Annotated in this window: 11 protein-coding genes; 5 read left to right on the forward strand and 6 right to left on the reverse strand. The window is 48.7% G+C overall.

The window, feature by feature from the left end; genetic code table 11:
* Positions 1-37 precede the first annotated feature (37 nt).
* The 5 genes from fabG to mltF all read left to right on the forward strand — a co-directional run bounded on the left by fabG (position 38) and on the right by mltF (position 4,879).
* Positions 38-775, forward strand: coding sequence for a 3-oxoacyl-ACP reductase FabG (gene fabG, locus B147_RS0111000; protein ID WP_020587254.1), 738 nt, complete (start codon positions 38-40; stop codon positions 773-775).
* Complete coding sequence (locus B147_RS0111005) at positions 775-1,404, forward strand: outer membrane lipoprotein carrier protein LolA (RefSeq protein WP_020587255.1); 630 nt, start codon at positions 775-777, stop codon at positions 1,402-1,404. Before fabG ends, B147_RS0111005 begins: the two co-directional genes overlap by 1 nt.
* Positions 1,401-2,132, forward strand: coding sequence for a hypothetical protein (locus tag B147_RS0111010; RefSeq protein WP_020587256.1), 732 nt, complete (start codon positions 1,401-1,403; stop codon positions 2,130-2,132). The genes B147_RS0111005 and B147_RS0111010 overlap by 4 nt, the downstream gene beginning before the upstream one ends.
* The gene (locus B147_RS0111015) at positions 2,129-3,400 is read left to right on the forward strand and encodes a B12-binding domain-containing radical SAM protein (RefSeq protein WP_020587257.1); all 1,272 of its coding nucleotides are present in this window, start codon (positions 2,129-2,131) and stop codon (positions 3,398-3,400) included. The genes B147_RS0111010 and B147_RS0111015 overlap by 4 nt, the downstream gene beginning before the upstream one ends.
* A gap of 144 nt (positions 3,401-3,544) precedes the next feature.
* A complete protein-coding gene (gene mltF / locus B147_RS0111020) occupies positions 3,545-4,879 on the forward strand; it encodes a membrane-bound lytic murein transglycosylase MltF (RefSeq protein WP_157237860.1) in 1,335 nt (444 codons plus the stop codon).
* On the opposite strand, the gene B147_RS0111025 is transcribed toward mltF, so the two are convergent.
* The 6 genes from B147_RS0111025 to B147_RS0111050 all read right to left on the reverse strand — a co-directional run bounded on the left by B147_RS0111025 (position 4,876) and on the right by B147_RS0111050 (position 13,604).
* A complete protein-coding gene (locus B147_RS0111025; RefSeq protein WP_020587259.1) occupies positions 4,876-5,727 on the reverse strand; it encodes a sirohydrochlorin cobaltochelatase in 852 nt (283 codons plus the stop codon). The genes mltF and B147_RS0111025 overlap by 4 nt on opposite strands.
* A gap of 24 nt (positions 5,728-5,751) precedes the next feature.
* A complete protein-coding gene (locus B147_RS0111030; RefSeq protein ID WP_020587260.1) occupies positions 5,752-9,654 on the reverse strand; it encodes a cobaltochelatase subunit CobN in 3,903 nt (1,300 codons plus the stop codon).
* Positions 9,641-10,000 carry a DUF2149 domain-containing protein gene (locus B147_RS0111035; protein WP_020587261.1) on the reverse strand — a complete coding sequence of 120 codons (360 nt, stop codon included), beginning with the start codon at positions 9,998-10,000 and terminating at the stop codon, positions 9,641-9,643. Before B147_RS0111035 ends, B147_RS0111030 begins: the two co-directional genes overlap by 14 nt.
* Positions 9,997-10,644: a MotA/TolQ/ExbB proton channel family protein gene (locus tag B147_RS0111040; RefSeq protein WP_020587262.1), complete on the reverse strand. Its 648-nt coding sequence runs from the start codon at positions 10,642-10,644 to the stop codon at positions 9,997-9,999. Before B147_RS0111040 ends, B147_RS0111035 begins: the two co-directional genes overlap by 4 nt.
* 5 nt (positions 10,645-10,649) lie before the next feature.
* Entirely contained in the window at positions 10,650-11,417 is a 768-nt protein-coding gene (locus B147_RS0111045) for a DUF2162 family putative transporter (RefSeq protein ID WP_245568996.1), read from the reverse strand.
* Between the two features lie 93 nt (positions 11,418-11,510).
* Positions 11,511-13,604, reverse strand: a complete 2,094-nt coding sequence (locus tag B147_RS0111050) for a TonB-dependent receptor (RefSeq protein ID WP_020587264.1) — start codon at positions 13,602-13,604, stop codon at positions 11,511-11,513.
* Between the last annotated feature and the right edge of the window lie 36 nt (positions 13,605-13,640).

Here is a 13,640-nt window from a genome sequence, read left to right on the forward strand (position 1 = left end):
AACAATGACAAACAATCATACTTAGGATAGTCTTTCCATGTCCCAGAAAATAAATACAAAAACCGCCGTCATTACGGGGGCAAGCCGGGGGATCGGCCGGGCCATCGCCATTGAACTTGCAGGACAGGGGTATTACACCTTTATCAATTACCACTCGGATAAAGACGGTGCCGGACAGACCCTTGAACAGGTCCGGGCAGCCGGTTCCAACGGTGAAATCATGCAGTTTGATGTGGCGGACAAAAATCAGTCCAAAGCCGCAATTGACCATATCGTGGACCGATGCGAAACCATTGATGTGTTGGTAAACAATGCAGGTATTGTTGATGACGGCCTGTTCATCATGATGAAGGAAGAGAGCTGGGACAAGGTGATCCGAACCAGCCTTGACGGTTTTTATAATATGACAAAACCGATCCTGAAAAAAATGGTTCGCCAGAAGCAGGGAGCTGTTGTCTCCATCGCATCGTTGTCCGGCCTGACAGGCAACCGGGGACAGGCCAATTACAGTGCGGCCAAGGCAGGACTCATCGGTGCCAGCCGCAGTATCGCATCCGAAGTGGCACGCATCGGCATTCGAGTTAATGTTGTGGCACCGGGACTTATTGAGACTGATATGACCAAGGATTTGCCCATGGCTAATGTCAAAACCATGATTCCCATGGCACGGGTGGGCCAACCCGAAGAGGTGGCACGGGTGGTAAAATTTCTGTGTTCCGAGGATGCTTCTTACGTGACCGGCCAGGTAATTTCAGTCAACGGCGGCATGTTCTAATGCCGATGGTAAAAAGACTTTTCCTGGGGGCTGCGGCCACCGTCCTGATGGCGGCCTTGGTTTTATCAAGTGCACACGCAACGTCCCTGGCGCAGATCCAGAAAGCAGCCGGCAGCATCCGGTCAATCAGTGCCGATTTTATCCAGGAAAAACACATGAAAATCCTGGTAAAGCCGCTGATTTCCAAAGGGATTATCCGTTTCCAAAGCCCGGATGCGCTGAGGTTTGAATACCGGGAACCCATTCAAAACATCCTGATTATGCAGGGACAACGCGTTTCGCGATATATACGCAAAGATACCACCTTTGTCCGGGATAATGCGGCTGCCATGGGTGCCATGACGGTTGTCATGGATGAAATCAGCCAATGGCTCAAAGGAAATTTCAGCACCAGCGTTTTCAATGCGACCATTGAGGAGACGCCGGAGCCCGGCAGAATCATCCTGGCACCCAAAGATAAGGCCATGACCCATTTTATCCAGGACATTGTCTTGGTGTTGTCCGAACAGCCGGGGGTTTTTAAAGAGGTCGTGATTCGCGAAAACCAAGATTCTTACACCCGTCTTCGATTTGATAAGGTCCAACTCAACGAAGGCATTGCCCCTGATCTGTTTGCAGCCCCAAAATGAGACAGAAAACCGCGATAGGATATCTCGTTGCATTTATTCTTTTAATTGGCGCAGGGTGCGCTGATCTGCCGCCCATTATCCCCCTGGACAATTCCCCTGCCCCTGATGAGCAAATTCTTTCCCAGGAGTTGAACCAGCTGTTCCCGGCCAATTCCTTTCAGTTTGTCCACGCCATAGAGTTGACCATGCCGGGCAGCCATTCGGCCATGCTCATGGGCGTTGTCAATATCCACCCCCGATGCCGGGCCATCCATTGTGTGATCATGACCCTGGAAGGACTGGTTCTTTTTGAAGCGGATCACACCAGTGAGAGGCTCACAATTCACCGGGCTATCCCGCCCTTTGACAGCCATGCCCTTGCCCGGGGACTGGTATCGGACATTGAGCTTATTTTTTTCAGCCCCCGGGGCAGACTTAATGCCTGGGGAACGCTTGAAAATAAAAATACGATCTTACGGTTTTCAGAACCCGACGGTGGGACAATAGACATTATTACATCCCCGGACAGGAGTGTTTGGACCCAGAACTTAAGAACCGGCAGACATCGGATTAGGCGCAGTGTTACGTATATATTTCCTCAATCCCAGACAGACACAAACAGCCGGACACATGTTTTTCCAAAGTCTATAACCTTGACAGCGGCATTTCCATCACGATACACGTTAACCATGACCCTGACAGACGCAAATTTAATATCTGATACCAACCCCTGCGGTGACAATAAATGAAGCTGAAACTGATTTATCCCAAATGGACAAAACTTGACCGGCAGACAGAATTCCACCTCCCCCCCCATGGACCTGTTGTGTTTGCAGCAGCCCTGCCCGATTATATCGAGGTTGAGTTTATTGATGAGAATGTCCAGACCATTGACTATGACGAACAAGTGGATGTGGTTGCGCTCTCCATGATGCTCACCATCCAGGTGAACCGCGGCATCGCCATTGCAAAAAAGTTCAGGGCCAAAGGCATTCCGGTCATTGCCGGGGGCATTGCCACCATGCTTCATTCAGAACAGATGATCGGCCAGGTAGACAGTTTGTTTCTTGGCGAGGCTGAAGGCCGCATGGAAAAGGTCTTTGATGATCTTAGAAAAAATCGCCTGGCTCCTGTGTATGATTATCTGTCATCACAGCCGCCCATTGAAATGGTGGGACCGGCCAGACGGGATATTCTTGACCGGGATCTGTACAACTACAAAGGCGTTCAGATGGTGGACCTGGTCCATGCCTCCCGGGGATGCCGGTTTAACTGCTACCCCTGCGCCGTGGCCTACCTTGGGGGGCGCAAGTTCAGACCCAGACCCATTGACAAAACCATTGAAGAACTGGCCGGCATTGACAACAACCGGCTTTTTATCGTGGACAATTCCCTGGCCCAGGATAAGCAGTGGGAGCTGGATCTTTTCCGGGAGATGATCCCCTTAAAGAAAAAATGGTGCTGCCACCCCATTGAAAACGACCCCAAGGTGCTGGACCTGGCAGCCCAGGCAGGCGCCTGGTATGTTTACCAGGCCGTGTTCGATACTTCGGATTTAATCCGGGACCGCATTAAGCGTTACCATGACCACGGCATCGGTGTGGAGGGGACGATCCTCTTAGGCCTTGACCACCACACCGAAGACTCCATTAAAAAACTGATTGATTTTCTGTTGGAAATTGATCTTGATCTGGCTGAATTTACGGTGCTGACGCCGTTTCCCCACACCCGGGCATGGGAAGAACTGAACCGACAGAAAAGAATTTTATCCTATGACTGGGATGAGTATTCGGCGGACAAGGTGGTGTTTCAGCCCAAAAACATGGCCCCGGAGCGTCTCCAGAGACTACTCCAATATGCCTGGGATTCCTTTTATCAGGATGAACCCCAGAATATCAAAATGTATAAATTGCTAAAGACGGTCATTCAGAAGGAAAAAGAGGATAACACCTATCGTCCCAGAAATCGAAACCTTGTAGGTTCCGCGTTTGGAAAACCCGCAGGTCAACAAAGCTGATTCCGTTACAGGAAAACCAAAGCAATCTCATGTAGATATGATTAAAGAAAAAGACCGCCCCATTAATCTGTGCTGTATTAACCCCGACATCAACAGGAGGCGATTATTTTCAATCAGAAAAACAAATTATATGCGGTCATCCTCGTGGCGTTGGCTGCGGCAGGAATCGGTATATACCTGTTGTTCGATCAAATGGGGATTGGATTCAAAGCGCCCCTGAAACAAATTCAGGAACGCGGTACGATTCGCATGATCACGGCCAATACGGCCACATCCTATTACACATACCGGGATTCCCCCATGGGATTTGAGTATGACCTTGCCAAAGCATTTGCAGATCATCTTGGGGTGGCCCTTGAAGTAATCGTTCCGGAGTGGAACACAATGTTTGACGTGCTCAATTCCGGACAGGGAGATTTCATCGCCGCCGGCATCACCATAACAGAATCAAGGAAGCGGATCGCATTATTTTCAGATCCCTACATGCCTGTACAGCAAAAATTCATTCACCACAAACTAAAATTCGGCATAAAAAATCTTGAGCAGCTGGCAGGCAGAACCATTTATGTCAGAAAAGGCTCCTCCTACCAGGAACGCTTAAAGGAACTCAAAGCATCAGGGATTGATCTGAAGATTCAGCCGCTTATGTATGTGTCCACCGAAGAATTCATCAGACTGGTTTCTGAAAAAAAAATCAAATATACCATTGCGGATTCAAACATTGCCCTGTTAAACCGCAGATACTACCCGGACATTAAAATCGGGCTGCCTATTCAAGAAGAAGAGTACTTAGGATGGGCCGTAAAAAAAACAAATGAAGGTCTGCGGGACCAAATCAATCAGTTTCTTGAGGTGGCTGAAGAAACCGGCATTCTTGCTAAACTATATGAAAAGTATTATGGCAACGTAAAAATTTTTAACTATTTTGAATTAAAAAAATTCCATGAACGGATCAAAACACGGCTGCCCGAATATAAAAAGATGATTAAAACAGAATCTGAAAAATACGGATTCGACTGGCGACTGATCGCTGCAATGGTCTACCAGGAATCCCACTTCAATGCCAAGGCCAAAAGCCGTACCGGCGTCCGGGGGCTGATGCAGGTGACACAGGACACAGCCAGATTGATGGGGATCAAAAACCGGCTGGATCCAAAACAGAGCGTGAAAGCCGGCGTCAAATTTTTCAACATAATGCACAAGCGGTTTGATGATATTCCAGACCCGCGACAAAAAAACCGCTTTGCCCTTGCCGCTTATAACGTGGGATACGGCCATGTCAGAGACGCCCAGGCAATTGCCCGGCAACAAGGCATGGATATCAATAAGTGGACATCCCTGAAAAAAGCCCTGCCCCTTCTAACCCAACGCAAATACTATGAAAAAACCCAGCATGGATATGCCCGGGGACAGGAACCGGTTCATTATGTAGAACGGATCTTCACCTATTACGATATTCTCAGGCAAAAAGGACATTAATAGCAGCGCATAATCTTCAACGCACGTTCCAACCGTTGACAAAAAAACCGGATACATTCTTTCCGGAATGCCAGGCCCTTGAAATATTCACTGTCACCGAGGAAGATTTTGGGGCAGTCCACCTCCATGCCCATATCTTCAAACATGCAGCGCCAACTGTCTTTGGGGCCCATCAGGTCATCTTCTACATGAATGCCGGCCAGAAACATCATGGGGATCAGGCGGATGCGGGTAAAGCCCTGTTGGGCACGGGCCTTGCGGATTTGCCCGGCAACACTGTTGATATTAGGGATGCCTTCGACCGTGGCCGTGTACACATTGTCATAAAGGCCTGATACAAGATGATTGATGCCCATATAAATCATGTTCACCGGATCTGCTGCCAGGGGTGTGCCGTGCAAGGCCAGCAGATTAATTTCCTTTTCCCCGGTCAAAAAATCCTTTGACACCTCTTCAAGCACCTGCTCAACAAAATCCCACCGGTGGCAAAGTGTTTCGCCCATGACCACCCGCAGCCCCGGAAAGTATAAAGAAGATTCCCTGACTTGCTGATATTCCGTACCCGGAAATACATGCAGCGGCTGAACCACCGCTTTTCGATATCCGTCGGCTTCTACCTTTCCCAATATTTCCAAAAGACTTGGCAGCCCCTTTTTTCTGCGGATAATCTCCGAGGTATAGGCCCAGTAAATGTCGTAACCGGTAAATTGTTCGGCCAGCTGCGCCTGGACCCTGTCCATGGCGTCCTGGCCCCGGGATGATGACCCGAATGCCGCAATAACAATTGCCGGCTGTTCCTTAAGTCTTGGCTGGCGCATTTTCCGGCCTATATAACCATGTTGATGCATAATAGATCACTCCTTTATCTTTGTTCAGACACGATTCAATTTATATCCTGCAACCAAGAGCACCAGGAGCCCTGCGGCAATCACCATGACCTGCCAGGCCGAGCCCGAAGTAGTTACGGTAGTTTGCGTTGCCTTTTCTTCCACCATTTCAAACCCTTCGATATTTTCTTCTTTGGTGCGGGCACGGGCATTCTCAGGCTGCTGAATCTCTTTAATGATCTTTTCAAGGCCCTGCCGGGTTCTCTGGTGCTCGGCAATTCGTTCTTCCAGAGGCTTTCCCGCGGCCTTGGCCAGGGTCATTTTAAAGGCGTCCATCTGTTTGGGGGTTAAAAGGCCGGCCAGTGAGAGATAATTGGTGACATATTGCTGGAACATGGGATTGTTGCAGGTGTGCTCACAGCAGGCCACCCCTTTTTCAATCACGTTGACGGCAAAGGTCCGGGCAATGTTTTTTTTCATCTCTTCCGGTGCCTGCCAGTACTTTTTCCGGTCGGCTTCAAGCATGCGTGCCGTGATGGACTGAATTGCCCAGGGGTTATTTTTATCGAAAAATTCTTTGAGGTTTTCGCCGTATTTGTCCTGGACATAGACATCATGAATCTGTTCCCAGTATTTGCCGTCCACGGCCCAGGGGGAGGTGACCTGAAATCCCCACAAGTTCTCCACGAATTCGCCCATGGCCTTGGCACCGGAATATCCTTGCTTTTTCATGCCTTCAATCCATTTGGGATTCAGGTACCGGGTCCTCAGGGCCTTGCCGATGGCCTTGGGAAGATCGTCAAGTGTTACGGTTTTTCCATCTTTCATATCTGCCACAACGGTTTCGGGAAAGCTGCCGGTCTGCTGCTTCACCGCCAGGGAAAGCCCGCCTAAAAAGGCAAACACATCGTCATTGTCCAGAAGATTATAAACATTGGAAGAGGTGGTATGCATGGCCATTTTTACATCTTTAAGATTGGACAGATAGGCGCTTTTCAAGGATTTACCCCAAATGTTGTTGCCATAGGCATAAGCGTAATGATGAATAAATACATCGGCGATCTCCTTTTCATTCTCCCATACCCCGCTGTTGGGGATCAGTTCCTGCATGGCATGGGAATAGGCCCCGGGCATGGGTGCAAACACCCTGGCCCGGCTTAGATCTTTGGCTTCCTTAGGAGAATATCCGTTTTTGATCAAGGCGGCTTCAATGGTCCGGTTATGGACGGCCACAAAATTTTCCACATCCTTAAGTTCGGATGCCATGCGAACAGCCCGGTCCATAAGCTTGATCAATTTTGCGTAACTGTCTCTGAAAAGTCCTGAAGACTGAATCAGCACATCAATCCGGGGCCGGTTCAGCAGCCGGCCCGGTATGGGAACAATGTCCACCACCTGATTCTTTTTATCCCACACCGGCGATACGCCTAAAAGATACAGCACGGCAGCCACGCTTGCGCCTTCGTTTCTCTGCAGTTCCGTGCTCCAGAGAATCAGCCCCAGTTTGTCCGGATAAGACCCATGCTTTTTCCGGTAGGCGGCAATCATGTCGTCGGCCAGTTTTTTGCCCATGCGCCAGGCTTCCTTTGACGGGACTTTATCAATGTTAAATCCGAAAAAGTTTTTCCCCGTGGGTACTGCATCGGGATTTCGAATGGGATCATTGCCTTCGGCTGGGGCAATGTATCCGCCGTTCAGGGCCTTGATAAGGGACGTCAGCTCATTTTCCCCACAGGCGCGAAGCTGCGTTTTCATATCAGCCGGCTCTATTTCCGGGCTTGCGTCACAAACGGCATCTGTCAGGGACAAAAGCGCCTCGCCCTCGGGGGAGACGCCGAATGTGTGAAGGCCATAGGGAATCATGGTCTCCTGGAGTTCAAGAATATAGTGCTCAACGGTTTCAATGGTTTCGGCGTCGTAGGTTTTTAGATCCAGGTCATTATGGAGCCCCAGCTTTTTAATCAGAGATTCAACGCTTTTCAGCTTTTCCCGGGCCAGCATTTCATCGGTTTCAAGGGCAATGTGATATGCATCGATCAACGCAGTCAGTTTGCGGTATTCCATGTAGGTTCCGCCTTTTTTGAGGGGCGGAATTAAATGGTCGATGACAACGCCCCGGCCCCGTCGTTTGGCCTGGATGCCTTCACCAACATTATCCACAATATAGGGATAGATATTTGGAATATCCTGAAGGAGTATGTCGGGCGGGTCCGTGATGGAAAGCCCCACCTGTTTGCCGGGCAGCCACTCGTGGGTGCCGTGCTTGCCAAGGCTGATGATCGCATCGGCTTTGAACTCTTTTTTCAGCCACATGTAAAAGGCGATGTATTGATGATGGGGATACAGTTTGGGATCATGATATAATTTTTCCGGGTCCTCCCCAAATCCCCGGGAAGGCTGGGGCATGAGCCACAGATGCCCCAAACGGATGCACGGAATGAGGAATGCGTTATTTTCCATCATAATATCGGTGGATTCAGGAGGGCCCCACTGTGCCAGAACATGGGATTGAAACTCTTCGGGAAGCTGTGCAAACCACGTTTTATACTTCGATAAATGGATCTTTATCACGCTATGGTTTGCAATGAGATTGGCAAGTTCCCCCGGGGCCCACGAACCAACGTTTCTGCCGCCTAAAAGAATTCGTTTTTTGACAACATCTTCAGTGAGATCGTTGTCTTCAATAGTATACCCCTGGGCTTTGAGCGTTGAAACGATCTGGGCAATGGATCTGAAACAGTTCATGTAACTGCCTCCGATATTCTGCTTGCCCGGTGGGTGGTTCCAGTAAAGCATGGCAACCTTTTTGTCACAGTTGGGTGTTATTTTCAGGTGATGCCAGGCCTGGATTCGTTTAACCAGAAGCTCAACCTGCCCGGGTATGGGCACCCTGTCGTACAGAATATCGGCCATACCCTTGAGCCGGACAGCTGTCTTTCCCCCTACCACCGTGGGTTCAATCCCACCGTTCTCTTCGGGTATGCAGACCTGCCAGGCGGTGCGAACTGTGGAAATGCCTTGATCTGATTTTTCCCACTGGTTTATGGTGATGCCGTGGGCTTCCAAGGGGATAAATACAGGTGCGTTAATCCGGGATAAAATCCGGGTGGTCTCCTGGGGGAATCCTCTTAAAAACCGGAAGGAAAACCCAACAAGCGCATCCACACGGGGCTTGCCGTTCGGATCCAAAAAACAGGACTGAAGGGATTTATGGTAAGGTGGTTTTCCAAACGCCGGCAGCACATTGATACCATTTTTTTCAAGGGTTGAAATGATGCCTGCCTCAAGTTTACCGCTCTCTTTGACCACCGAGGTTCGGAATGTATGAATCCCCACCCAGAACCCTTTGTCGTTAAATCTGCCCTCTTTTTTGTACCAGTTCAGATAATCGTTAAAATTTGCAAACAAGTTCGGGGCATCCGGGTGAAAGAGTCCTTCATCCGGCAGGACAAAGGGTTTTTCATAGGCCGTTTTAATCCCATTATCACAAAGCACCATAAAAACCATATTTTTTAAATTTTCCACAGTGGGCGGCTGGAAATAGGCTTCGCTGTCAAGATGCGGCAGAAACCCTTTTTTCTTTAATTTATCGGCCAGGTAGCTGCAGCGAAGGCTGTAGATTTTTATGGTTTTATTTTCCAAAGTTGCAGATAAGAACTCATCCATTTCCCGCTTCATGAAATCGGCCAAAATGATGTCAGCGCTGTTGACATCTTCCGGTTCAACCCGGTTGTTACCGATCTCTTTGTCCGTATAAAATCTGAAACGACATTTTTCGCTGATGCCGGGCATGGCGGATAATTCCCTGATGACCCGGGCGGTCATAATGCTGTCTCTGGTACTGACGGCAAAAATAATGGTCAGCTTGTCCGGGGCACAGGGGGAGACGGATGGAAGCAAAAGTGTTGCGGCAAAAATAAGCAACCAGAGCCGTTTAATCGATTTCATCAATTTTTTCCTCCGGGATGTAAACGATCCTGCCGTTTTTTAACTGATAGGCCGTGCCGAGCCGGAAGCCTTCATTCCCGCCGATTTTATGGTTTGTCACCTTTTTGACTTTGATCTCTTTTCCCTTTTTGGTGATGATCTGCCACTGGTCTTTGACCTTTTTCATGATGGTGATTTCACTGTCCGGATTGAAAAAATCGAGAACCTGGAAGGTGGACATCAAGGTTAAAAGCAGGGCCACAATAAATACAAGTGCCACATCGAACAGATTGGCCACCCCATTGAGCGGTTCTTCATACCTGGATTTGAGTAATTGGTCCGGCCGGCTTTGTTTTATAAATTTCATGGCGTATCCGTTGGTGCGGTCTCTTTGGAAAGGCCGTTTGCCATGGCCTCGGTGATCAGGTTGATCCTGCGCATATCTTCAAGCATCCACTGCTCCTTGACCACTGTAAAAAAATAACTGCTGAGACCTAAGGCAATGCCCACCACCGTGGTAGTAAACGCCAAAATCAAACTGGAGGAGAGCTGGGCCATATTGCCCTGGGTCAGGCCGGAGAGTCCTGTGCCCATGGGAATCAGGGTGCCCATCAAGCCTAAACTGGGCCCTGTGCGCACAACAATACGGATTTTATCCACACTTTTTAAAAGCGTGTGTTGTTTTTTCTGGTTCAAATCTTCAATTTTTTCAGCTTTCAAAATTCCCGGCTGTTTTAAGATGTTTTCCAGGTCCCGGGCATATGCCGTAATATGTGCCGGCAGCATGGATTGGACTTCTTCGGGCAACATCCCAGCCCGGCTGATCTCTTCCAGAAATGCGGACAAGGGCTTTTTTGAGCGTTTTTGCCTGCGCTTAATCCATTCACCGAAAAAACCACCGGTATAGATGAACAGACACAGACACAGAATGATAAGCAACGACGCAACTGGTACCAACAATGCCGTCGAGATGGTGTATAAAATAGTTTGGAATACAGCGAAAAGATTCATGGATGTTATACCTTGTAAAAATAGGACCGGTAAAACCCTGATATGCCAAGAACAACTGCACTTCCGGCCAGTATCAAGAATGGGGTCGTTGCAAACTGCCCCACAGGATTATTAGACTCCGCCATTTGATAAGCCGCCTTGATTTCAGGATAAATGGGGGCAATGAGAACGGTCAGTACAAAATAGAGGGCAATCAGCACCATGGAAAGGCCCAGAAAATCGTCCATAGAAGAGATCTGGTTTCGAAACAGGGTGATCATGGCCAAAGTCAAAAGGATACATGCCGTAAAGCATGCAAACAGCACCAAGGTTGTGATAGCCGGGGACAGGGGAAAAATAGAAAATGCCAAGGACAGGTTGAGCAGGATCACTGTGGCACAAACCGGGCAGGGAAGCACCAGTAAAAGCCCCGGGCCTAACGAGGCATGCCCGCGACCTTGCTGTAATCCAAGCAAGACCACACCCCAGGCAAACAGGCCCGACGCCAGTGCGAAATGAACGGCCATACCGTATTGAACAGCTTTGGCGATACGGTCCAGATAGTCAAACAGTTGAAAACCTGTGACCAGGGCATGCATACCAAAAAACAAAAGCATGTATGCCAGAATAGAGCTGCCCGCAAATATCCATTTTTTTGACATTGGGATGGACGGATGGTTTATCCGTGCCCCCAGCCCCACACCGATTTTGATGCCGAAAACCAGGAACGCCCCAAGGATTCCACTCATCCATAATTGCTTAAGCATGACATGCACCTGTCTTATAACGGTCACGGACCGTCCTTGGTCTTTGACCGTGGTTCGGCCCACAACGAATATTGAAACATCTCTGTGGGTTACAGAGATGTTTCTTATAAAAATAATTACTTAAAAGTGATAACTGATCCCGGCCTCAACATATGCACCGTTTTGAACATAGTAGGCGTTGTCTGGCTCACCATCGGAATCCAGCTTGCCAGATGAATTGGATACATATTCAAGATCTTCGTCAAAAATATTTTTACCCAAAATCCAGAACTTCCAGTGATTCCAGGTATAGGCAACCCGCGCGTCAAAGGTGGTCTTGTCCGGGTATTCAATCTGGTTCAGATAATCCACGTAGCGTTTGCCGATGTAATTCATGTCAACGCTGACTTTCAGATTGTCCATGGGATAAAAATCAAGGCCCACAAGGCCTGTGAATTCAGGCACCCAGTAGATCTGCTTTCCGGAGATATCGGCTGTATAGTCGCGGGTATTGGTTGGGTGAATGTATGCCAGGGCGGTGCCCGAGGTCCACTCGATATCCTGGTAAGCAGCAGCCAGCCGGTATCCAACATACCTGTTCAGTTTGCCGTCCGCCTCAAGTTCGATGCCCTTGGCCTCGGCATCGCCGATATTTCCCTGGCCACAGGAGTTGTCGGATTCGTCACGAACGGTACCGAATTTATCTTTATAATCTGAGAAATAAACTGTGGCATTGATATTGAGCATCTTGTTGAACATATGCTTATACCCCAGTTCATATGTCAGCACCTCTTCAGGCTCAAGGTCTTCAACCGGGTTCAAGGCTCCCCCCCTTTCTACGGCCCAGGCATAGTATCGCGGTGTGGGAAACCAGTAATTTCTTCCCACGGAAGCATAGACCATGGCTTTTTCATTGAAATGATAGGAAGGGGCAACAGAGTAACTGATCATATCATGGGATTCATCCACAATATTGGGCACCTTGTCCTGGAATTCCACCTGGGTCCTGTCAAAACGCGCCCCGATGTTCAATCCCCAATTTTCATTGAACATCAATTCGTTATCCCAAAAAATCCCATAGGTTTGTTCTTGTAGATCAAAATTATACACATCTGTGTCTTTAGTAGAATCATAGGGGTATACGCGGCCTACGGTATTATCAATATCTTCAAAATTGATCCCCACAGAAGGGGTGTAACCCACGGAACCCCAATTAAAATGATACCCGCCCGACATAGTCAACGCATATGTATCCTGATCTGAATTTTCATAGTAAACGCTTTCAGGACTGTCATATATGGCATAGGTTCGCCTGAAATCTTTTTCATATGTTGTCCGGGAGAACGAACCGTCAAGAAACAGGTTATTATCCTTATGGGAGAACTCCAGGGCCACCGTTGTATTCTCTTCATCTTTCTCGTTGTGCCAAAGCAGATCGGAATCGGTTTCACTTTTGGGAAAATGGATGCTGCGGCGATAGTTGTCCAGCTGCCATTGGTATTTTTTAAGTCCTTCTGCCGTCATATTGTCATAGTCCACATGGTTGACCCGAAACCCGATGCGGGTCTGGTCGGACAAATTGTACCCGATCCGCCCCAGAACAGACTTACGGTTTTCCTCTTCTTCCTCATACCCGTCTGTGTGATAGTTTTCGGCATCAACCAGAAAATCAAACTTGTTCTTCATACCGGACAAGGAGACGTTTTCGTCATGGGTGTCCCATGAACCGTAGGATGCGGAAACATCACCATGAAAACCATCCCGGGTACTCTTTTGGGTAATCACATTGATCACGCCCCTGGCCGCCCCCGGACCGTAGGCAATGCCGGCCGACCGCAGAACTTCGATACGCTCGATCTGGTTCACCGGAATAAAATCAAACTCACTGTACCGGTAATCCCCCATTTTCAAAGGCACTCCGTCAATTAAAAGGACCGGGCCGCCGGCCATGGCACTTTTGTTTCCACGAATAATAACGGATTGGCTTTTTGAACTGCTGTCAGTGACCCCGGGAATTCTGGTCAGCGCTTCGACAATGTTTTTAGCGCCCATGTCCCGGAGTTCTTCACCGGTAATGATGGAAAGGCTTGCAGGTGTGTCAACCGCCTTGGTCTTCCGGGTTGAGGTGACAACGATTTCGTCTAATTTGTGAACAGCTTCAACATCTTGTCCGGCAAATACCGCCACAGGACAAATACACAGCATTGCAACAAGAACTACTGAACCGGATTTCATCTTACCCTCCTTGCCAGACTTTGGGTTAAAATTGCG

Source organism: Desulfobacter curvatus DSM 3379, from assembly GCF_000373985.1.
In the GTDB taxonomy this organism is placed as follows: Bacteria; Desulfobacterota; Desulfobacteria; order Desulfobacterales; family Desulfobacteraceae; genus Desulfobacter; species Desulfobacter curvatus.